The 22199-nt window shown below is 63.2% G+C and carries 18 protein-coding genes; 13 read left to right on the top strand and 5 right to left on the bottom strand.

Features of this window, described 5'->3' with window-relative positions:
- Positions 1–37: 37 nt before the first annotated feature.
- Positions 38–2473: a TonB-dependent receptor plug domain-containing protein gene (locus HX851_RS29445; protein ID WP_177064954.1), complete on the bottom strand. Its 2436-nt coding sequence runs from the start codon at positions 2471–2473 to the stop codon at positions 38–40.
- A 451-nt stretch (positions 2474–2924) separates the two neighbouring features.
- Here HX851_RS29445 and HX851_RS29440 point away from each other — a divergent pair, with 451 nt between their 5' ends.
- Positions 2925–3917 (top strand): P1 family peptidase, encoded by a 993-nt coding sequence (locus HX851_RS29440; RefSeq protein ID WP_177055777.1) that lies wholly within the window; start codon positions 2925–2927, stop codon positions 3915–3917.
- A 128-nt stretch (positions 3918–4045) separates the two neighbouring features.
- On the opposite strand, the gene HX851_RS29435 is transcribed toward HX851_RS29440, so the two are convergent.
- Entirely contained in the window at positions 4046–5410 is a 1365-nt protein-coding gene (locus tag HX851_RS29435; protein WP_177064956.1) for a tetratricopeptide repeat protein, read from the bottom strand.
- 370 nt (positions 5411–5780) lie between these two features.
- Between HX851_RS29435 and HX851_RS29430 the strand changes: the two genes are divergently transcribed.
- From HX851_RS29430 to HX851_RS29380, 11 genes are all read left to right on the top strand, one after another.
- On the top strand, positions 5781–7391 hold the full coding sequence (locus HX851_RS29430; RefSeq protein ID WP_177064958.1) for an ABC transporter substrate-binding protein: 1611 nt from the start codon (positions 5781–5783) through the stop codon (positions 7389–7391).
- Positions 7388–8377: an ABC transporter permease gene (locus tag HX851_RS29425; RefSeq protein ID WP_177055772.1), complete on the top strand. Its 990-nt coding sequence runs from the start codon at positions 7388–7390 to the stop codon at positions 8375–8377. The genes HX851_RS29430 and HX851_RS29425 overlap by 4 nt, the downstream gene beginning before the upstream one ends.
- Positions 8377–9225 (top strand): ABC transporter permease, encoded by an 849-nt coding sequence (locus HX851_RS29420; protein ID WP_177064960.1) that lies wholly within the window; start codon positions 8377–8379, stop codon positions 9223–9225. Before HX851_RS29425 ends, HX851_RS29420 begins: the two co-directional genes overlap by 1 nt.
- Positions 9222–10865, top strand: a complete 1644-nt coding sequence (locus tag HX851_RS29415) for a dipeptide ABC transporter ATP-binding protein (RefSeq protein ID WP_177064962.1) — start codon at positions 9222–9224, stop codon at positions 10863–10865. Before HX851_RS29420 ends, HX851_RS29415 begins: the two co-directional genes overlap by 4 nt.
- 42 nt (positions 10866–10907) lie before the next feature.
- Positions 10908–11747, top strand: a complete 840-nt coding sequence (locus HX851_RS29410) for an alpha/beta fold hydrolase (protein WP_177064965.1) — start codon at positions 10908–10910, stop codon at positions 11745–11747.
- 245 nt (positions 11748–11992) lie between these two features.
- The gene (locus HX851_RS29405) at positions 11993–12199 is read left to right on the top strand and encodes a hypothetical protein (protein WP_017124350.1); all 207 of its coding nucleotides are present in this window, start codon (positions 11993–11995) and stop codon (positions 12197–12199) included.
- A 382-nt stretch (positions 12200–12581) separates the two neighbouring features.
- On the top strand, positions 12582–13019 hold the full coding sequence (locus HX851_RS29400; RefSeq protein WP_017124351.1) for an HIT family protein: 438 nt from the start codon (positions 12582–12584) through the stop codon (positions 13017–13019).
- A 243-nt stretch (positions 13020–13262) separates the two neighbouring features.
- Positions 13263–14039 (top strand): N-acyl amino acid synthase FeeM domain-containing protein, encoded by a 777-nt coding sequence (locus HX851_RS29395; protein WP_246356596.1) that lies wholly within the window; start codon positions 13263–13265, stop codon positions 14037–14039.
- A 38-nt stretch (positions 14040–14077) separates the two neighbouring features.
- Positions 14078–14476, top strand: coding sequence for a nuclear transport factor 2 family protein (locus HX851_RS29390; protein WP_017124353.1), 399 nt, complete (start codon positions 14078–14080; stop codon positions 14474–14476).
- 68 nt (positions 14477–14544) lie between these two features.
- A complete protein-coding gene (locus HX851_RS29385) occupies positions 14545–15198 on the top strand; it encodes an iron-containing redox enzyme family protein (RefSeq protein ID WP_017124354.1) in 654 nt (217 codons plus the stop codon).
- A 116-nt stretch (positions 15199–15314) separates the two neighbouring features.
- Positions 15315–17153 (top strand): long-chain-acyl-CoA synthetase, encoded by a 1839-nt coding sequence (locus HX851_RS29380; RefSeq protein ID WP_177064974.1) that lies wholly within the window; start codon positions 15315–15317, stop codon positions 17151–17153.
- Between the two features lie 136 nt (positions 17154–17289).
- Here the strand turns inward: HX851_RS29380 and HX851_RS29375 are convergent, their stop codons facing one another.
- Together HX851_RS29375 and HX851_RS29370 are read right to left on the bottom strand one after the other, a co-directional pair.
- Positions 17290–18438, bottom strand: coding sequence for a MalY/PatB family protein (locus HX851_RS29375; protein ID WP_177055760.1), 1149 nt, complete (start codon positions 18436–18438; stop codon positions 17290–17292).
- A gap of 97 nt (positions 18439–18535) precedes the next feature.
- Entirely contained in the window at positions 18536–20116 is a 1581-nt protein-coding gene (locus tag HX851_RS29370) for a sensor domain-containing diguanylate cyclase (RefSeq protein ID WP_177064976.1), read from the bottom strand.
- Between the two features lie 182 nt (positions 20117–20298).
- Between HX851_RS29370 and HX851_RS29365 the strand changes: the two genes are divergently transcribed.
- Complete coding sequence (locus HX851_RS29365; RefSeq protein WP_177055748.1) at positions 20299–20517, top strand: hypothetical protein; 219 nt, start codon at positions 20299–20301, stop codon at positions 20515–20517.
- 24 nt (positions 20518–20541) lie between these two features.
- Here the strand turns inward: HX851_RS29365 and HX851_RS29360 are convergent, their stop codons facing one another.
- Positions 20542–22167: an NADP-dependent glyceraldehyde-3-phosphate dehydrogenase gene (locus HX851_RS29360; RefSeq protein WP_177055746.1), complete on the bottom strand. Its 1626-nt coding sequence runs from the start codon at positions 22165–22167 to the stop codon at positions 20542–20544.
- Positions 22168–22199 lie beyond the last annotated feature (32 nt).

Genomic DNA, 22199 nt, shown 5'->3' with positions numbered 1-22199 from the left:
CCGGCGACCGGCTGGGTCGATGGCGCCGCCAGGAGGGTCAGAAGTTGTAGGTCACGCCGGTGTACCAGTAGCCGCCGGTGGTGCCGTAGGGCGAGAAGTTGCCGTAGGGGAAGGCCCCCGAACTGCTCGGCAGCTTGGTGCGTTCCGGGTAGATGTTGAACAGGTTGTTGGCCCCGGCGGTGAGGGTGATGGCCTTGTTCAGGTGGTAGTCGATATTGAGGTCGGTGATCCAGGTCGGCGAGAAGGTGCGGTCGTAGATCGCGGCGGTGCCGTACTGGGTGTATTCGCCGTAGCGGGTCAGGTTCAGGCCGACGTCGAACTTGTCGATGCTCCAGGTGCCGCCCAGCAGCAGCTTGGACTCAGGCGTGCCGTACTTCAGGTTGCCCTGGCGCTGGCGGTCGTAGCCGCCGTCCGGGCCGAGGGCCTGCTGGGCGACGTCCGAGGCGTGGATCGAGTCGATCTCGGTGGTGTTCCAGTTGAAGCCCAGGCTGTAGCGCAGGCTGCCGTAGGCGCCGAGGTCCTGGCGGTAGTCGCCGACCAGGTCGAGGCCGCGGGTGGTGGTGTCGAGGGCGTTGGTGAAATAGGTCACCGCCTGGTTGGTGTTGAGCCCGGCCGCGGCGAGAATCGCGTTGATCTGCGCAGTACCGCCGAGGTAGCCGGTCTGGGCGATGCGGTCCTTGATCTTGATCTGGTAGGCATCGAGGGTGATGCTGGCGTTATCGATCGGCTGGAGAGTCAGGCCCAGGCCGAAGTTGGTCGACTTCTCCGGTTTTAGGGTGGAGGCGCCAAGGGCCTTGGCCACGTCCGAGTCCACGGCGACGTTGCGATAGTCGATCAGATTGCCGTTGACGCTGCTCTGGGAAGTCGAGCTGTAGATCTGCTGGGCCAGCGACGGTGCGCGGAAGCCGGTGCTGAAGCTGCCGCGCACGGCGAGGATCGGCGTCAACTGGTAGCGGGTGGCGAACTTGCCGTTGGTGGTGGTGCCGGAGCCGTCGTTGTAGTGCTCGTAGCGCCCGGCCAGGTCGACATGCCATTTGTCGGTCAGGTCCTGGCCGATCTCGGCGTAGGTGGCGACGCTGGTCCGGCCTTTCTCGGCGGCGTCGGCCGGGGTGGTGCCGGCGCCGGAGATGGTCCCCGGGGCGATCGGGTTGCCGCTGGCCCCGGTGGCGAAGTTGCCGAGGGCATAGGACTCGTAGTCACCCTTGCCGATCTTGTAGTTCTCGTAGCGTTGTTCCAGGCCCCAGGAAATCTGCGTCGGCTTGGCCAGGCCGAAGTCGAAGGCGCGGGTCAGGTCGAGGTTGTTGGTCCACTGGCTGAAGGTCTTGACCCCGGTGTCGACCGAGGTCGGCGAGTTCGCCCCGTAGCTCAGGTTGTAGGTGTCGCGCAGGGTCGCCTGGGCGTGGTCCTGGCCGTAGGTGCTGGACAGGTCGTAGTCCCAGCCGGCGACCTTGCCCTTGCCGCCGAACGCCACCTGGAAGTCGTTTTCGATAAAGCGCAGGGAGTCCTCGATGCCTTCCGGGAACGGCGTGGCGATGCCGTCGAAACTGGCCGGCTGGTGGAACGCCAGGGGTTTTTCCGAGTTGCGCCGGGTGTAGGTGGAGAACGAGTACAGGGTCAGGGCGTCATCCACCGGCAGCTCGGCGTTGTAGCCGAAACTGAAGTTGCGCGACTCCGGCAGGCCGGTGCCGTAGTAGGTGTGGCGCTGGCTGGTGTTGCCGGCGCTGTCGGTATAGGGCGCGTCGTCGGAGCGGTCGGAGACGTTCTGTTTCTTCACGTCCAGGGCCAGGTTGATAAAGCCGTCGTTGGGCAGCGACAGGCCGAGGTTGCCGGTCTGCCGGGCGGTCTCGCCGTCGCCGTTCTCGAAGTTCTGGCCGTAGGTGGTGGATAGGCTGCCGCCGTGGTCGGACTGCTTGAGCACGATGTTCACCACGCCGCCGATGGCGTCGGAACCGTATTGCGCCGAGGCGCCGTCGCGCAGCACTTCGATATGGTCGACCAGGGCGGTCGGGATCATGTCCAGGTCCACCGGTTGCGAGCCGGAGTTGAGGAAGGTGCCGTTGTTCAGCAGGGCGCTGTTATGGCGACGCTTGCCGTTGACCAGCACCAGTACCTGGTCGCCGTTGAGGCCGCGCAGGCTGATGGGGCGCACCACCGAGGTCGAACCATAGCCGGAGGACGCCGGCAGGTTCAGCGACGGCAGCACTTTGCTCAGGGCCCGGGTCAGGTCGCCCTGGCCGGTGGCGAGCAGTTGCTTGGAGGAGATGACATCCACCGGGGCGGTGCTTTCGGCCAGGGTCCGGGCCTGGCCGCGGTTGCCGATGACGACCACGGTGTCCAGTGGGTTGTCGCTGCCGGCGGTGTCGGCGGCGAGGGCCAGGCTGCTGTAGCTAAGGGCCTCGCAGACCGCGAGGAACAGCAGGCTGTGGGTGAAGGTGGTGCGGGCCTGGCGGCCGGCGGCGCGTGTCGAACTCATGATGTGAATCGCTCCAATGGGATTCCCCGGTCTGTCCCCGGTTGGGGTCAACCTTGTCGGGTAAGGCGACGGTGTCGTGGCGGGTCGTCGCAAGCGTGGTCAGTGACGGCTTGTTGCCGGACCGGCGCGGTGGCCGCGGTCTCAAGCTCTGCTGCAGGCGGTAGAGCAAGGCCTGTGCCATTTGTAAAAAGTGTTTATAAACAATGGCTTGCTCGTTTTGGCTGGCGAAATCTGGTGTTTTTCTAACAGCGGCGCTCCAGGCTGTTGGTTTTTCTACAGTGCCTCCGGTGCTGGGGGATTGGCTGGTACGGGTGTTGGTTTGTCAGCAGTCGGAAGGCGAGTGTTGCTTAAGCAACAACCCGTGGCGGGCGGCACCGAGCAAACGGGGGATAAACGGGCTGGCACATCACTTGCTGAAGGGGTTGCCACTCTCTTTTTCCAGGATGTTCTTATGCCGTTACCGGGGCCCCGCAATTTGTTGACCGATGTACCTGGTGTCCTCGTCGGGCACGCTACCGATCTGCGTGTCGATACCGGTGTGACGGTGATCCGTACCGATGGCGCCTGGACCGCCAGTATCGACATCCGCGGCGGCGGTCCGGGCGGTCGGGAGTCGGCGGCGCTGGAGCCGGAAAACATGGTCGGGCAGTTGCATGCCCTGGTCTTTGCCGGAGGTTCGGTGTTCGGCCTGGGGGCGGCGGATGCGGTGGCGGCGGCTCTGTCCCGGCAGGAAGTGGGCTTGCACCTGAAGGCCGGTGCGCCGGCGATTCCAATCGTTCCCGCCGCGGTACTGCATGACCTGGGCAATGGCGGTGACAAGCACTGGGGGCTCGAACCGCCTTATCGCCGGCTGGGTTTCGAGGCGCTGGAGAATGCCGCCGCAGACTTTGCCCTGGGCTCGGTAGGCGCCGGTCGTGGAGCCATGGCGGGGGTGTTGAAAGGCGGGTTGGGCTCAGCCTCGCTGGCACTCGACGACGGTCTGGTGGTGGCGGCGCTGGTGGTCGCCAATCCCATCGGTTCGGTGTATATGCCGGATGGCCAGACCTTCTGGTCCTGGCCCTGGGAAATCGCCGGCGAGTTCGGTGGCGTGCGCCCGACGACGGTGATGGACGCCAGTGACCCGATGCCCGAATTGTCGCGCCTGGACAGCATGGGCCGGCTGCAGGCCGGGGCCAATACCACGTTGGTGGCGGTGGCCTGCAATGCGCGGCTGACCACGGCCGAATGCAAGCGTGTGGCGATCATGGCCCAGGACGGCATTGCCCGCGCGGTGCGTCCGGCGCACCTGCCGTTCGACGGTGACACGGTGTTCGCCCTGGCCTCCGGTGCACTACCATTGCTGGACGGGCCGCGGCGCCAGGTGCAGATCGGCTGCATCGGTGCGGCGGCGGCCGACTGTGTGGCGCGGGCGATTGCGCGGGGGGTGTTCGAAGCCGGGCGTTGATACGGTGTGCCTACCTTTCCAGATCCTGTGGGAGCGGGCTTGCCCGCGAAGAGGCCAGTGGTCGCGCCAAAAGCTTCGGGGGCAAGCCCCCTCCCACACAGGCACCCCTCACCACAGGGTAGTGCGTGTCAGTTGTTCAGGACCTGGTCGATCCGCGCCCTGGCGCGCTCGGCCTCCGAAGGCAGGCCGAGCGCGCTATATACCCGCTCCAGATGCCGATTGACCGGCACATCCAAGGCATCGTAGCCACGGCGCAGTTCCAGGGTCTGCTGCGCCACCAGCCAATCCTTCGAGCGCAGCCGCGCATCCAGTTCGATCTGGGCGAACAGGTCGCGCTGGGCGTGGCTGCCGCCGATATCGTTGAGCCTTGGCAATACGCCGCTCAAGCGCTGCACTGCCGTTTCCCAGTCGCCACGGGCATGGGCCAGCAGGCCTTCGGCCAGGGGCAGGGTGACCTGGGCCCAGGTGCTCCGGCTGAAGGCCGGGGCGGTCAGGCTGCGCTCGCGCAACGCCGCCAGCAATAGCTCCGCCTGCGGTTGCCCGGCCCGTGCCAGGCCATACAGGTACTGGACGCTGAGGAACGGCTGCACCGTGTCGCCGGTTCGCGTTTGCAGGTAGGGCACCAGCGCCTGCCAGCGTTGCCCGACATCGATGCCCGCCAGCTCCAGACGCGCCAGCAGCGACACCGCGCCGACCTGGTCCTGGGAGTACTCCGGCAGGACGCCCCAGACATGCCGGTCATAGATTTCCAATACGCGCTGTTCCTGGCCGCGTGCCAGGTAGAACAGCGCCAGGTGCCACCAATTGTGGGTGTACATGAAGGAGTTGAGACCTTCCCAGTGGCCTTTCACGCTTTCGAGGAAATCGATGCCTTCCTCGATCCGACCACGGGTCAGCAGGACATGGGCGAGGGCGTGCTGGGCCCAGGGCTCGTCGGCTTGCAGGTGCAGCGCCTGGCGTGCAGCGGCTTCAGCCGGGTCCAGCAGATGGCATTGCTCATAGGCGAAGGCCAGCAGGCCGTGGCTGTGGGCGATCTCCGGCGCGGCGTCGCGGGCCTTGAGGGCGATGCGCAGCAACGCCGGCCAGTTGCCGCGGTTGAACTCCACATACTGGTTGAGCTTGGCGGCGAACAGGTCGCGGGGGAAGCGGTCGAGCAACTGTTCGCTCAGGCCCAGGACCCGACCCAGGTCATCGGCGATCCAGGCATTGAGGATCGCCAGGTAGAGGTTCGCCCGCAGGTGGCCGGAGCCCACTGCGTCGGCCCGCTGGCGATAACGCTCGGCGAGCAGCGGGCCCTCGGGGGATTCGCTGAACATCAGCAGGATGCCCGCCAGGGCATTCACCAGCCGCGAGTCCGGGTCGGCATCGGCGGCGGCGAGAATGCCCTCGGCGCGGGGGTGATAGGCGAGGAAGCCGGAGATGAACGCGTCGATACCGTGCTGGGTCGAGGGGTGGTTGCTGTCGATGGGGTTGCCCAGGTAGTCCAGTGACATAGGGTTTGGCTCGGTAGTTCGAAGACAGCGGGTATCGCAAGGGTTGTGCCAGCGCACATCAGTGATCGTTCCCACGCGCAGTAAAGTAACGCCTCCCTGGACGCTCCGCCTCCGCTCTTGTGACGCGCAGCGTCACGGGCTGCATGCTTTTGCTGCGCGTGGGAACGATCGAATGTTTAAGCCGCTCGCCGCAAGCTGCTGCTTTTTCCACACTGGCAAACGCGGGTTGTGGTTTTTTCATCAGGCCGGCATTCGCCCGATAGTACGTCGGCACCGCCGGACCGGGCCGCAAAAGCACTGGCACAGGCCTTGCTAAACCGCTTCAAAGGGCAGGTCGTGCACCTGCCGAACCTTTTTTGCGGAGCTCGCCATGCCTGATCTGACCCCGACCCCTTCGTCCCACGCCCGGCCCCTGCGTCGGGTGTTGCTCGGCCTCGCCGCCGTCGCGCTGATCCTGGCCGGCAGTGTGCAGGCGCAACCACGGGACGGCGGGGTGCTGAACCTGGTGGCCCAGCCGGAGCCGCCATCGCTGATGCACGGCGTGGTCTCCCATGTCTCGACCCAGTATGTCAGCGGCAAGATCCTCCAGGGCCTGCTGACCTACGACACCCAGCTCAAAGCCAAGCCGGTACTGGCCAGGAGCTGGACCATTTCTCCCGACGGCCTGACCTATACCTTCGACCTGCAGGAAGGCGTGCATTGGCACGACGGCCAGCCGTTCACCTCGGCCGACGTGGTGTTCAGCTTCCAGACCTTCTACCCGGAAGTGGACAAGCGCCTTGGCGGGGTCTTTACCGAATATGTGTCGTCCATCGACGCCAGCGGTCCGTTGCAGGTGACCTTCCACCTGAAGAAACCTTTCGCGCCGTTGTTGTCCTCCCTGGGCAGCGGCCTGCGTCCGGTGGTACCGAAGCACCTGTACGAGGGCACCGACTTTCGCAACAACCCCTATAACCTCAAACCCGTGGGCACGGGCCCCTTTGTCTTCCAGGAGTGGAAGCGCGGCGCCTATATCAAGCTGGGCAAGAACCCCGACTACTGGAAAAAGGGCCTGCCGCACCTCGATGGCATTGTCTTCCATGTGATTCCCGATGCGTCCTCGCGGGCGGCGGCTTTCGAGCGCGGCGATGTACAGGTGCTGCGCAGCGGCGATGCCGATTATTCCGATCTCAAGCGCCTGGGCAGCCTGCCCGGCGTGCAATCCTCGGAGCAGGGCTGGGAGCTGTACTCGGGCCTGGCCTTCCTGCAGATCAATACGCGCAAGCCACCGCTGAACAACCCCAAGGTCCGCCAGGCGATCCTCTATGCGCTGAACCGGCAGTTTGTAGTCGACAACATCTTCTTTGGCTCGGGCAAGGTCGCCCAGGGGCCGTTCGTCTCCGGTTCGCCGTATCACGATCCGCAACTGCCGCAGTACGCCTATGACGTGAAGAAGGCCAAGGCGCTGATCGCCGAGTCCGGTGTCGATGTCGGCGCGGTGCGGATCCGCCTGCTCAACGGCGAGAAGGGTGGCGCCTGGGAGCGCCTGGCCGAATACACCAAGCAGTCCCTGCAACCCCTGGGCTTCAAGGTACAGGTGGTGACCTCGGACGCCGCGACCTGGTTCCAGCGGGTCAGCGACTGGGACTTCGACCTGACCTACAACTTCATTTTCCAGATCGGCGATCCTTACCTGACCACCGCCTATCTCTACCGCTCGGACTACATCCTCAAGACCTCGCCGTTCGCCAATGTCAGCGGCTACAGCAGCCCGGAAGCGGACGCCCTGTGGAGCAAGGTGGCCGACACCCCGGAAGGCGAGCAACGCCGCCAGGTCTACAGCCAGCTGGAAAACCGCCTGAACAGCGACCTGCCCATCGCGCCGATCTTCGAGATGCGCTACCCGACGCTCTACCACAGTCAGGTCAGGAACCTGCTGCAGACGGCTACCAGCCTCAACGAAGACGATGAAAGCGTCTACCTCGACGTGCCGACGCCATGAGCGGGCTGATCTTCCTCGGTGGCCGGCTGCTGCGGGCACTGTCCATGGTGCTCGGGGTACTGGTCCTGAGTTTCCTGTTGGTACGCCTGGCGCCGGGAGATCCGGCGTTGCTGATGGCCGGGGAAGCCGGGGTCGACGATGGGCAGTACATCGGGCAACTGCGCCAGCAGATGGGCCTGGATAAACCCGTGGCTCAGCAACTGCTGATCTATCTCGGGCAGGTGCTGCGGCTGGACCTGGGGTATTCCTACCGCAACCAGACCTCGGTCTGGTCGCTGATCGCCGAGCGCCTGCCGGCGACCCTGGCGCTGATGGGCTCGGCGTTCCTGCTGTCGTCGCTGCTGGGCATCGCCCTCGGTGTGCTGGCGGCGCGCAGTCGCGAGCGGCGGCGCTGGCTCGACCAACTGATCTCCCAGGGCGCGCTATTGCTGTTCGCGATCCCGTCGTTCTGGCTGGCGATGCTGCTGATCCTGCTGTTCTCGGTCAGCCTCGACTGGCTGCCGGCCTTCGGCATGGAAACCGTCGCCGCGGACTTCCACGGTACTGCCTGGTGGGCTGACCGGGCGCGGCACCTGGTATTGCCGTGCCTGTCCCTGAGCTTTCTGTTCCTGGCGCTGTATATCCACCTGACCCGTGCCGCGACGCTGGAGGTGCAGGGCCAGGAATACGTGCGCACCGCCCGGGCCAAGGGTTTGCGCCCGCGACGAATTCTCTGGGCGCATGTGCTGCGCAATGCACTGCTGCCGGTGGTGACCTTTGCCGGCCTGCAACTGGGTCAGTTGGCCAGCGGCATCCTGTTGGTGGAGGTGGTCTACTCCTGGCCGGGTATCGGCCGCCTGATGTACGAGGCGCTGGCGCAACGGGATTACGGAGTATTGATGGGTGGTTTCCTGGTGATTTCGATCATGGTGGTGAGTTTCAACCTGCTGACCGACCTCGCGTGCCGCTGGCTCGATCCGCGCATCGGCGCCGGAGGGCAGCACTGATGAATCGATATCCTTTCCTGCGACGCTTCCTGGCGCAGCCTTCGGCGGTGGCCGGCGTGCTGTTCCTGCTGGTCCTCGGCGTGCTGGCGCTGGCCGCACCGTGGCTGACCGACAGCTCGCCCTGGGACATGAACAGCGCGCCGATGCTGGCGCCGTTCCAGGACCACGCGCACTGGCTGGGCAGCGATATGCTCGGGCGCGACCTGGGCAGTGGCCTGTTGTACGGCGCGCGGGTATCGCTGGCGGTGGCCGCGCTGGCCAGCCTGGCGACGTTGCTGGTAGGCGCCCTGGTCGGTGCCGTGGCCGGTTACTTCGGCGGCTGGCTCGACGGCCTGCTGATGCGCATCGCCGAGTTTTTCCAGATCGTTCCGCAACTGGTACTGGCGGTGATCCTGGTGGCGATTCTCGAACCGTCCCTGGGCTCCATCGTCCTGGCCATTGCGCTGGTCGCCTGGCCGGCGGTGGCGCGACTGGTACGCAGTGAGTTCCTCAGTCTGCGCCAGCGCGAGTTCGTACAGGCGGCGCGGGTCCTCGGGCAGTCGTCGACGGCGATCATCTTCCAGCAGATCCTGCCCAATGCCCTGGCGCCGTTGCTGGTGACCCTGACCTTTGTCATGGCCAGCGCGATCCTCACCGAAGCAGCCCTGGCGTTTCTCGGCCTCAGCGATCCCGAGGCGATGAGCTGGGGCTACATGATCAACGCCTCCCGCGGACTGTTACGCGATGCCTGGTGGATGAGCCTGTGGCCCGGCCTGGCGATCCTGTTCTGCGTGCTCGCGGTCAACCGTGTCGGCGAAGGCCTGCGGGTGGCGTTCGAGCCGGCCCGGCAACAGGGAGCGGCGGCATGAGCCAAGACATCCATCCCTTGCTGAGCGTCGAGCACCTGCGCATTGCCCTGCCTCGCGGCGCGGATCGCAGTCATGCGCTGTATGACCTGTCGTTGCAACTCGAACGCGGCGAACTGCTCTGTGTGGTGGGCGAGTCGGGGTCCGGCAAGTCGATGCTGGCCAAGGCGTTGCTGCGCCTGCTGCCGGCGTCCCTGCGGGTTGAAGCGGGGCATATCCGCTGGCGCGGCGAGGACCTTGCCGGGCGTGGCGAAGAGGCCATGCGCGAGTTGCGTGGCCGGGAGATCAGCATGGTCTTCCAGGAACCCATGAGTGCCCTGAACCCGTTGCTGAGCGTGGGCCGGCAGATCGACGAAACCCTGCAGGCCCATGGCGTCGCCGCGGCCGCGACACGCCGTCAGCGGGTGATCGAGTTGCTGGGTTATGTCGGCCTGCCGGACCCGGAACGCCTGCGCCACGCCTATCCCTTCGAACTGTCCGGCGGTCAGCGCCAGCGGGTGGTGATCGCCATGGCACTGGCCTTTGATCCGGCCTTGTTGATCGCCGACGAACCGACCTCGGCCCTGGATGTCACCACGCAAGCGCAGATCCTTGAACTGCTGCGCAGGATCCAGCGCGACAAGGGCATGGCGGTACTGTTTATCACCCACGACTTTGCCGTGGTACAGGCCATCGCCGACCGGGTGCTGGTGCTGGAAAAAGGTCATCTGGTGGAGCAGGGCACCGCCCGGCAGGTCCTGCAGGCGCCGCGCCAGGACTATACCCGGCGCCTGCTGGCAGCGGCATCGGCCAGTCCGCTGGCACCGCGCCCGGCCATCGTCGATGCGCCGCTGGTGCTGGCGGCGCGACAACTGGAGAAGTCCTTCAGCGGTCGCCATGGCTGGTGGCGCCGTCGCACCCAACAGGCACTGGCCGGGCTCGATCTGCATCTGCGCGAAGGCGAGACCCTGGGGATTGTCGGCGAGTCCGGTTCCGGCAAGTCGACCCTCGGACGCTGCCTGGTGCGCCTGCTGCAGCCCGATGGCGGGCACCTGCAATGGCAGGGAAAGGACGTGGCCGATCTGTCCCAGCGGCACCTGCGCCCGTTGCGCGGGGATATCCAGATGATCTTCCAGGACCCGTTCGCCTCGCTCAATCCGCGCCAGACCATAGGCCGGATCATCATGACCGGGCCGCTGGCGCAAGGCGTCTCGGTGGCCGAGTCGGCCCGGCGGGCCCGTGAAATGCTGGAACTGGCAGGGCTGCCGGCGATGGCCTTCGAACGGTATCCCCATGAGTTTTCCGGCGGGCAACGACAGCGGATCGGCATCGCCCGGGCGCTGGCGGTACGCCCGAAGATCCTCATCGCCGATGAATGCGTCTCGGCACTGGATGCGCTGATCCAGGTGCAGATCCTCGAACTGCTGGAGGACCTGCAACGGCGCCTGCGCCTGAGCATGGTGTTTATCACCCATGACCTGCGGGTGGCGGCGCGCCTGTGCGATCGCATCGCGGTGATGCAGGGCGGGCGGATCGTCGAACAGGGCGAGACCACCCGGCTGTTCGCCGAGCCGCAACACCCCTATACCCGGACCCTGCTGGGCGCCTCGCCGGTTGTGGCGCCGGCGGCGAATGCCGAACCGAGCCGCGAGGGTGCCTGGTGAGCGGCGATCTATTCTCTATTTTTCTGACAGGACACTCTTGGCATGGCTGAACCCTATTCCTCTGTTGATTTACCGCGGGTGCGCGGCGAGCTGCTGGAGATCCGCCCGGGGCGGCGCCTGAGCGTGGCCCATCAGCCCGGCCGGGAGCGGGCCGATAGCGTGGTGTTCTTCTGCCATGGCGCAGGGGGCAACAAGGACCAGTGGCGTCACCAGTGGCAGGCGCTGGGCGAGGAGGGCTACAGCCTGGTGGCGTGGGACCTGCTCGGCCATGGCGAGAGCGACAAGCCACGGCGGCCCGCGGCGTACGCCTGGGCCGAACTAGTCGCCGATTACCTGGAACTGCTGCGTCGCTTCGGCGGCCGGCGCAACCTGATCGTGGCCCACTCGTTCGGCACCGGGCTGTCCCTGAGCACCCTGTTGCAGGTGCAGTCGGTCAGCGGCGCCTTGTTGCTCGGCACACAGTTGCATCGGCCGTTGAGTCGCGGTGGGTTGATGGCGTTGCCGGCCTGGGTGCTGGAACTGATCCGGCCAGTGTTGGCCAGGGGCTTTCGCCAGCGTGCCTGGCACGGGTCCGCCGATGCGGGGCTGGTGGCCTATGAGGAAAAGCTCACCGAGCGCAACCGCCTGTATGTATTCAAGGGACTGCTGGAGGGCGTGCAATGGCCGGATGCCGGGCACCTGGCGAACCTCAGGTTGCCGGTCGAGGTGGTAGCCGGTGACAGCGACGGCCTGACCCCGGCCAGCGGTGGCGAGGCGCTGGCCGAACAGCTGCCGGACGCACGCTTCCAGGTGCTGCACGCCTGTGGGCATCAGCTTATGCTGGAGAAACCGGAAGAGGTGCTGGCGGCATTCCGGGCGTTGAGCCAGCGCCTGGGGGAGTGACGTGCAAAAAAAAGCCCGCAGTGTGGGCGGGCTGAATGGGATTCAAAAGGAGTGAGTCGAATCTAGGTGTATGGAGGTGAAAAGGGTGTGAAGGGCGTGTGACGACTTCGGAAGTCCGTGACCGGGTGGTCATTCGTCGGATCCTTGTGCCAGAGCCTGCGAATCGCTGTCAGTCGGCTACGCTCAAGGTTTTTCAGGCGTCAGCCATGGGCTGGTGGTGATGAATCTTTGCAAGGAGTGTTCGAATGAAAAAGGCATACATGGAAGATAATGGCGATGAGTTCCCGATCAACAATCTGGTGCGCTGCGGGCAGACCCCCTACGTGGCCGAGTTTGGTGGCGCGGCACCGGCCGAAGAGCCTTCGAGCCGGGTCCGGACACCGGTGCCGACAGGCCTGGTGAAGTCCCCTTATTTTCCCAAGGCCAGGCCGCGCCTGAAGAAACAGGCGTAGGCGACGAGCCATCCTGCCCGGGGCAGGGTGGGCTCACCTTCGGGCTACCTCAGCATCCGGCGTCCATTCGGCACGCCGGATTTTTTATGCCTGCCGTACGGGGCTCGGATAAGCCGGGTAGGACGTTGCGTGTCAGTGATTTGCGATTTTTTATGTAAGAAATTTCCATGAATAAAACCCAATAAAATCAATGGGCTGTGTTTCATGGAGGCGTTGCGGATACAAAAAATTTCAAAACTCCCGTGTACAGGCATTCCGGGTCGGACGTATTTTCGCCTCACATTGTGCGGTCAGCGATGATAGGTCTGTAAGGGAATTCAGCCTGTCGCAAGCCCGGATACCAAGCCGGTCTTGCGCATATAACAATAGAGGGAGCTAACCCGTGAACTGCATTTTCTGTGCAATCGCCAGACAAGAAGCACCTGCCAGCATCGTCTATGAAGACGAACAGTGCCTGGCGCTGCTTTCCATCCAGCCGATCACCCCCGGTCATGTGCTGGTCATTCCCAAGGCTCACGCCACCGGCCTGGCCGATATCCCCCCGCAAACCGCAGGCCACATGATGGTGGTCGGGCAGCGTATGGCTAGCGCGTTGCGCAACAGCGGGATACTGCTGAACGAGCGCTCCTGCGAAGGCATCAACCTGCTGTTGTGCGACGGGGCCGTTGCCGGCCAGACCGTCGGTCACGCCCATTTGCATGTCCTCGCGCGCTTTGTCGGAGATGGCTTCAATCTCGCCCACGCCGATATTCCACTGGCCAGCCCGCAGTTGCTGGTCGAGCGCGCCGGCAAGATCCGTTCGGCGCTGGAACAACTCTGACGACAGCCGGCTTCAGTTGATGATCGTTCCCACGCTCTGCGTGGGAACGCAGCCCGTGACGCTCCGCGTCACAGCCAGCACGGACGCGGAGCGTCCGGTGAGGCATTCCCACGCAGAGCATGGGAACGATCAGTGATCAACTTTGCACGTTCAAGGAGGTGAACTCATGAATTGAGTCATGGGTGTTATGTCGTGTGCCTGGTCGAGCCAAATAATACAGATCATAATAACAAGGAGCGTCTTATGTCGTCATACGGGAGTAACAAGACCGAGTTGCCATTGGCAAGTATGCAGCTGGTGAAAGATGATGCCGCCGGTGCAGCTATCTACAGTTTCTATGATTCGGTCCTGCACGAACACTGTCAGTCCGACAAAGTCAGTATTCGTCAGATTGTAACGCCTCAACAGTTTTCCGAGTTGTCACGGGCGCGTTATCGATTGTACGGGCAGCGCAAGGTTTATTATCGGACGCTGTTCGGCGATTCGGTCGATGAAACCGTCTGCCTCGATGAGTACGATGCCCGCTCTTATGTATTTGCCTGTTATTACGATGGCGAGATTATCGGCACCCAGCGTATTACACCGTTTCCCCATGAGTCCGGGGAGTTTATCGATCACCAGCGTTTGCTGGCATTCTCCGGGCCCGGTTACGAGAACGAATGCGTGGAGCTGTCGCGGTTGATTGTCGATAAACATGCCCCGGTCAGGAACGTGGTCAGCGCCCTGGCGATGACCGGTGCGTCGCTGGTGGCCCTGCTGGGCGGCTACAAGACTTTCATCACTTACGTGAAACCCCGGCTGGCGCCGAAGTTCGACAGCTCGGTGTTTGACCAGGACGGCATCCTGTTCCAGATCAAGGCCCGTGGCGATCACTACTACGCCTTGTACAAGGGCGATCTGCTGCCGTCGGTGACGCCCTTCTTCGGCCTGGAACAATGCCCGGCGGACCTTAAGGACATCGACGGACTGATCCGCCATACCCTCGCTGCCCGCGCGGGACGCCAGGCCCTGGCGGTCTGAAAAACATAATAAATCGACAATAACGAGGTTGATGTCAGATGGAAGCCCAGAACAAGGCCGTGGTGATCGAATTTTACGAGCGCATGTTCGGCCAGCGTGAACTCGCGGTCGCCGATACGCTGATTGCCGAAGACTATGTGCAACACAACAACGTGTTCATCCCGCCGCGTCGTGAAGGATTCAAGAGCTACTTCGCGCAGTTCTTCAAGACCTTTCCGGAGTCCGGGACCAGTATCAAGCAAGTGTGTGCCGAAGGCGATTATGTCTTCCTCTATGCGACCCATTGGGCCAAACATAGATTCTTTACCGTGAAGTACAAGGTGATCGATATCTATCGTGTGGAAAACGGTGTGCTGATGGAACACTGGGACACTATCGAGGGCGTCGGCTTCTTCTCCAAGTTCATGTACATCATCAAGTCCGTGTTGCGTCTGTAAACCCGCGTCCGCGCCGGTACATAAGAAATGTCATAAACGATCTATAACACCACCAGGGAAAGAGTGAAATGACTGAGTTCAGAGATGAGTTGAAGGCTGTCTGTGATGCCGAATGGGCCAAGATCAAGGCTGGCCGCTTCTTTCAGATGATGAAGCGCCCCGAGTTGCAACGCGAGTTGTATATCAAGTCGATTGTCCAGGTGTATCACTACACCAAGAACAACGCGATCAACCAGGCCGTGGCCTGCTGGAACCAGGACCACAAGAAGGTCGGCCTGCTGCGTTTCGCCATGAAGCACGCGCTGGAAGAACTGGGCCATGAAAACATGGCCTACAACGACCTGATCGCCATCGGCGTGGACCCGGCCGAATTCGAAAAACCGATGCTGCCGGCCACCGAGGCCTTCTACGGCTACCTGGATTATGTCTCCGTCTGCCGCGGGATCATTCCACGCCTGGGCTACAGCTTCTGGGCGGAGGACTCCTACGAGCACCTCGAGCCGATGATGGATATCTGCAAGAACAGCCTCAAGCTCACCGACAAGCAAATGACCTTCTTTGTCGCCCACGCGATCATCGATGCCAAGCACTCCGAGGAGGTCAACGCGGCCATCGACCGTTGGGTGGTCACCGATGAAGAGAAGGAGTCGGTGAAGCAGGTGGCGCGGACCACCGTGTACCTGATGGGCAAGATTCTCGAGTCGGTCGCCGACGAGTTCTGATCGTACGGCGCAGCGCCTTCCCGCGCTCGGGTGCGCGAAGGCGTTGTCCATGGCGACAGGCAAAGGAAAGGATCGGTTGGCCCGCTAGCCAGTGGGCCAACCCATTAGGAGGTGCCATGAACGGCAACAGCAACAGCGACATGATTACCTGGGGCATGATGATGCGCAAGATTCCCACCATCACCCGGGCCATTCCCCGGCTGGTGAAGGGCGTCAAGCTGTCCAAGCCCAAGGCCGATCAACCCTGCGGCCTGGGCTGGTCGTTCGAGCAGGCGGTGCAGCGCAATCCCGATGGCGTGGCCCTGCTCTACAAGGACAGCCGGTTCAGCTATCGGCAGGTCAACCAGTGGGCCAATCGCATTGCCCACTACCTGCTGGCGCGTGGCCTGAAAAAAGGCGATGTGGTCGGCATTTTCATCGAGAATCGTCCGGAACTGCTGGTCAGCGTACTGGCGGTGAGCAAGGCCGGCGGTATCTGCGCCATGCTCAATACGGCGCAAACCAACAACGTGCTGATCCATAGCCTGAACCTGGTCAAGCCGACGGCGATCATTGTCGGCGAAGAGCTGGTCGAGGCCTACGATGCGGTGCGCGAACATGTTGCCATCGAAGCATCGAGCTGTTACTTCCTCGCCGACGCCGATACCACCCGCGATCCGGGCCAGGCGCCGGCGGGTTATGTCAATCTGGCGCGGGTCAGCGAGGAGCATCCGACGCTCAACCCGATCACCAGTCAGCAGATCTACGCCGACGACGCCTGCTTCTATATCTACACCTCGGGCACCACCGGACTGCCCAAGGCCGGGGTGTTCAAGCACGGGCGCTGGATGCGGGTCTACGGCAGCTTCGGCCTGATCGCCCTGGATATGCAGCCCGACGACATCATCTACTGCACCTTGCCGCTCTATCACGCCACCGGCCTGTGCGTGAGCTGGGGCTCGGCCCTGGCCGGGGCCTCGGGTTTCGCCATCCGCCGCAAGTTCAGCGCCAGTCATTTCTGGGAAGATGCTCGGCGGTTCAAGGCCACCACCCTTTGTTATGTCGGCGAACTGTGTCGCTACCTCATCGATCGTCCGATGGCCGCTGACGATGCCGACAACCCGGTGGTGAAGATGATCGGCAATGGCTTGCGCCCGGGGGTCTGGACCGAGTTCAAGACACGTTTCGCCATCGACCGGGTCTGCGAGTTGTATGCCGCCAGTGACGGCAATATCGGCTTTTCCAATATCCTCAATTTCGACAACACCATCGGCTTTGCCCTCAACGAGTGGTCGCTGGTGGAGTACGAGCCGGATACCGGCGAGCCGCGTCGCGGTCGGGACGGCTTCATGCAGAAAGTCGGCAAGGGCGGGCAGGGCCTGCTGTTGGCCAAGATCGACGACAAGGCGCCGTTTGACGGCTACACCGACCCGGAGAAGAACAAGAAGGTGGTGCTGCATGACGTATTCGAGGTGGGTGACCGTTATTTCAATACCGGCGACCTGATCCGTGATATCGGTTTCGGCCATGCCCAGTTTGTCGATCGCCTGGGGGATACCTATCGCTGGAAGGGGGAAAACGTCTCCACCACCGAGGTCGAGAATATCCTCGTATTGCACCCGCATATCAGCGAGGCCGTGGCCTACGGCGTGGAGATCAGGAACACCAATGGTCGTGCCGGCATGGTCGCCATCACCCCGGCGGTGCCCCAGGAACAGCTGGATCTGGACGACCTGCTGCAGTTCGCCCGCAGCCAGATGCCGTTCTATGCGGTGCCGCTGTTCCTGCGGGTCAAGTCCTGCATGGAAACCACCGGCACCTTCAAGTACCAGAAGACGCGGCTGAAGAACGAGGCCTTCGATCCGGGGCAGGTCGGGGAAGATCCGGTCTACGCCTGGTTACCCGGTTCCGAGACTTATGTACCGGTCACCGACGAGGTGTTGCAGGCGATTCATGGAGGGCAGTTCCGCTACTAGCCTGATGATCATGATGATCGTTCCCACGCTCCGCGTGGGAACGCCTCACTGGACGCTCTGCGTCTGCTCTTTGTGACGCCGAGCGTCACGGGCTGCATGCCTTTGCTGCGCATGGGAACGATCTGCTCGGCTCGGCTCAGCGCTGGCGCAGACTGTTTTCCATGCGGCGGATGCCTTCTTCCAGCAGTGCCCGCTGGCAACCGAAGTTCAGGCGGACGAACTGCCGGGTATCGTCGGCGAACTCGATACCCGCGCTCAGGCCGACCTTGGCCTGTTCCAGGAAGAAGGTGTACGGATCCTCCAGGCCCAATGCCGTGCAATCCAGCCACGCCAGGTAGGTGCCCTGGACCGGTTGCATGACCACCCCCGGCAGGCGGGTCTGCACGGCGTGTTGCAGGTAGTCACGGTTGGCCTGCAGGTACTCGACCAGGCCCTTGAGCCACGGACCGCACTCGGTGTAGGCGGTCTGGGTGGCTTCCAGGCCGAGGGCGTTGACGCTGTCGACCATGCCCCCGCGAGCAGCGTTGAAGCGCTCGCGCACCTTGGCGTCCTGGACGATCGCATAGGCGGTTTTCAACCCGGCGATGTTGTAGGCCTTGCTCGCCGACATCAGGGTAATGGTGTGCCGGGCGATCTCCGGGCTCAGCGAGGCGATCGGGATATGCCGGCGGCCGTCGAAGCAGAGATCACCATGGATTTCGTCGGAGATGATCAGTGCACCCTGTTCCAGGCAGATATCGGCTACTTGCTGCAGCTCTTCTCGTGGGAAGACCTTGCCCAGCGGGTTGTGCGGGTTGCTCAGCAGCAGCGCGCCGCCACCTTGCAGGGCGTCGCGCAGGGCGGTGAACGGGGTGATGTAGTCACCGTGGGCATCGCGCTCGAACGGCAGCTCGACCTTCGGCAGGTTCCAATGGCCCGGCGCCAGGCGCAGCGGGCGGTAGTTGGGGGTCTGCACCACGACATTCTGGCCCGGCTGCACAAAGGCGCGCAGGGCCATGTTGAAACCCGGCTCGACGCCGGGCAGGAAAATCAGTTCCTGGGGCTGCACGCGCCAGGCGTACTTGGCCCAGAGGTCGGCGACGATGGCCTGGCGCAGGGCATCCTGGGCCACGCTGTAACCCAGTTGCGGGTGTTCAAGACGCTTGTGCAAGGCCTGGGTGATTTCGTTCGCGACCGGCAGGTCCATGTCCGCCACCCACATGGGCAGGACATCGGCCGGGTAACGGCTCCACTTGGTGCTGCCGGTATTGCGGCGGTCGAGTAGCGTGTCGAAATTGAAGGTCATGCTGGTTGCACATCTCGAAAGAAGTCCCCGAAGTCGTCGGGGGTTCAGGGTCTGGAAAGGTGTTAGGGCCGGTTGGGCGTCGTCCGGGGCGCCCAGTCTATCCGTTCGTGTCGTCCAGTGGCATTCCCGGCGCGACCGATTCCACCCGATTGCGCCCGTTGCCCTTGGCCCGGTAGAGGGCCCGGTCGGCTTCCTTGAGGGCCAGGGCCACGCTCTGGCGATCCCGTGGCCAGTCGGTCACGCCCAGAGACACGGTGACCGGAATGCCGTTCGGGCTTTCGGTATAGGCCATGGCCGCCCGCAGTCGCTCGGCCACCTGGATGGCCTGGGCCAGTGGCGTGCCGGGCAGCAGCATCATGAACTCTTCACCGCCCTGGCGGCAGAGCACATCGCTTTCCCGGGAGTGGCGGCGCATCTGCTGGGCCAGGTGTTGCAGGACCAGGTCGCCGGCGCCGTGTCCGTAGCTGTCGTTGACTTGCTTGAAGTGATCGATATCCAGGGCCAGTACCGCGAACGGCTGGCGACGGCTTTCCCAATCGTCGAGGATCAATTGCAGGCCGCGCCGGTTGGTCAGGCCGGTCAGCGGGTCGGTGACGTTTTCCTGGTTCAGCCGGCCGAGTTGCTGGTGCAGCGACATCAGGGCCTTCTGCATGGCGTTTTTCAATTGGGCCGCCTCGTAGTACCAGGCCTTGACCTTGCTCACCGATTGCGCGGCTGTCGAAGAACCCCAGTACTGGGTGGAGTTGGCCAATTGCCAGAGCGGCTTGGTGATCAGCGTCGAGATCCACCAGATCCCCAGCAGGGACAGCAGCAACAGCGGTACCGCATAGCCGGCGACTTCCAGCATCAGCCGTTTCAGGCCCTCCAGGGTGATGTCGGTGGGACGCTGGCTGATCACGCCCCAGCCGATCCGCGGCACTGGCGCATAACCGGTCAGCATGTCGATGCCCTGGGAGTTGGTCAGGCGCAGGCTGCCGGTCTGGCCGGCGATCACCGCGTCGATCGCCGGGTTGCCCTTGATCACTTCGCCGACCCGCGCCGGATCCTGGTGATAGATCAGCCGGCCCTGGGTATCGACCACATAGAGATAGGAGCCGTCACGGTAGTAATGTTCGCCCAGCAGCGAATGCAGGATATTCGGTTCGTTGAGGTAGATCCCGGCACCCAGGTAGCCCAGGTAGTTGCCGTCGCCGTCGAAGATCGGATAGGAGATCTGGATCATCAGGTGATTGTTGGCGCCGATATAGGGGCTGGAAATATAGGGCTGGCGCAGGGCGCTGGCCTGGCGAAAACCTTCACTGCTGGAAAAGGCTCCGGTGAGGTTCATCGACAGCGGCGATGAAGCGATGATCTTGCCGTCGGCGCGGATGACGATCACCGAGTTGAAACTGTTGGTCTGGCGGCGCAGTCGATGGACTTCCTGCCACAACTGCTCCGGCTGGTTCCAGATATCCGGGATCAGGCCCGCGCTGAAGGCCAGTTGCTGTTGGGTCGACTTGAGGAAATTGTCGGTGGAACTGGCCAGTTTCAGAGCATAGATCCGATTGGCCTCCAGGGTCTGGGCCATGAGGAAGTTACGCTGGGTCTGGTAGCTGGCAAAGAACAGGTTGCCGGCGGTCAGGGTGACGACGGAAAGCGACAACAACAGGATCAATCGGCGTAGGTCGATACGTGGCATGAGTTTCTTAATGACGATAGGCGAGTGCGGCGGCCGAATGACCCAGGTCGCAATGATAGATCAGTGCAAGGCGGGACTATGAGGGTGATTACCTTCATCGGCAAAAAAACCGATTTCATTACGAACGTTTTTCCCGAATCGCGCCCTAATGTCCTGATAACTGGCCTAGAAAGGACAGCGGTATGACACTTTTCCTGATCATCGCCCTGGAGTTCGGTGCCATAGGGATCGCCATCTGGGCACTGGGACATTTCGACAAGCAGCCGAACAGGCGCTGGGCCATGCGCCAGCCGAGTGTCAGCTGGAACTATGGCCCGGAGCGCGAAGGCTCCCTCGAACTGTTCGGGGAAGCCATCCTGGTCCTGTCGCTGGTGTTGCTGGCGGTGTACCTGTGTATCTGACGCCAGCCCTGGTCACACGAGCATCTAGAAAATGTAATCGGTGGTCAGGAAGCTCGACTCGCGATTGCGGATGATGTCGCTGATCAGTGCCTTGTTGTTCTCCTGGAACCTGGTCGCCACCAGGGTCCGGATCGAGAACACCCGCAAGGCGTCATGCACCGACAGGGTACCTTCGGCGGAGTTCTTGCGCCCGTTGAACGGATAGGTGTCCGGGCCGCGCTGGCACTGGGCATTGATATTGATCCGGCCGACCTGGTTGGCGAAGGTGTCCACCAGCCGGCCGACCTCGGTCGAGTCAGTGCCGAAGAGGCTCAACTGCTGGCCGAAATCCGATTCCAGCACGTAGTCGATGACGGTTTCCAGATCGCGGTAGGGCACGATCGGTACCACCGGTCCGAACTGCTCCTCCTGGTACACGCGCATCCGCGCATTCACCGGATACAGCACCGCCGGATAGAAGAACGAGGCGCGGGTCTGGCCACCACCGGGGTTGACCACCTTGGCGCCCTTGCCCAGGGCATCGGCGACCAGGCCATTGAGGTAATCGACCTTGCTCGCTTCCGGCAACGGCGTCAGTGACACGCCATTTTCCCAGGGCATGCCGGGCACCAGGCTCTGTACCTTGCGGTTGAATTTCTCGATAAAACGGTCGACCACCGCCTCATGCACGAAGAGGATCTTCAGTGCGGTGCAGCGCTGGCCGTTGAACGACAGCGCACCGGTCACACATTCGTTGACCGCGTTGTCCAGGTCCACTTCCGGCAGCACGATCCCGGGGTTCTTCGCGTCCAGGCCGAGGGCGGCGCGCAGGCGGTGGGGCTTGGGATGCAGTTTCTTCAGGTCGCTGGCGGCCTTGTTGGTGCCGATAAAGGCGAAGATATCGATCTTGCCACTGGCCATCAGGGCGCTGACGGTTTCCCGGCCGCTGCCATAGATCACGTTGATCACCCCGGCCGGGAAGCTGTCGCGGAAGGCTTCCAGCAGCGGACGGATCAGCAGCACACCGAGCTTGGCCGGCTTGAATACCACGGTGTTGCCCATGATCAGCGCCGGGATCAGGGTGGTGAAGGTTTCGTTCAGCGGGTAGTTGTAGGGGCCCATGCACAGCGCCACGCCCATGGGTACCCGGCGGATCTGGCCGAGGGTGTCCTGTTCCAGCTCGAAGCGGCTGGACCGTCGGTCGAGTTCCTTGAGGGCATTGATGGTGTCGACGATGTAGTCGCAGGTGCGGTCGAATTCCTTTTCCGAATCCTTGAGGTTCTTGCCGATTTCCCACATCAACAGCTTGACCACGGCCTCGCGTTGTTCGCGCATACGCCGCAGGAAGGCCTCGACATGCTGGATCCGTTCGGCCACGCGCATCGTCGGCCATTCGCCCTGGCCACGATCATAGGCGCGGACCGCCGCATCGAGGGCGGTGAGGGCGGTGTCGGCGTCCAGCAGCGGTGTGCTGCCGAGGATCACCTGTTCATCACCCTTGTCGGTGGTCAGGTACACCGGGCTGCGGACCTGTGCCAGCGGACCGTCCCAGGTGCGCAAGGTACCGTTGACCAGGTATTCGCGTTGCTCCAGCTGGCCTTCGAATCGGTACTTTTCCGGAATGTCCGCGGCGGCGGGAAACAGTGAGTCGAGCAGCTTCTGGTCGGTCATGAGGCTATCACCCTGTCTGGTGGGAAAGACGC

The sequence above is a fragment of the Pseudomonas gingeri genome (assembly GCF_013385635.1).
Taxonomy (GTDB): Bacteria; Pseudomonadota; Gammaproteobacteria; order Pseudomonadales; family Pseudomonadaceae; genus Aquipseudomonas; species Aquipseudomonas gingeri_A.
Note: the sequence above shows the minus strand (reverse complement) of the source record. Positions and strands in the feature narration are given on the sequence as shown.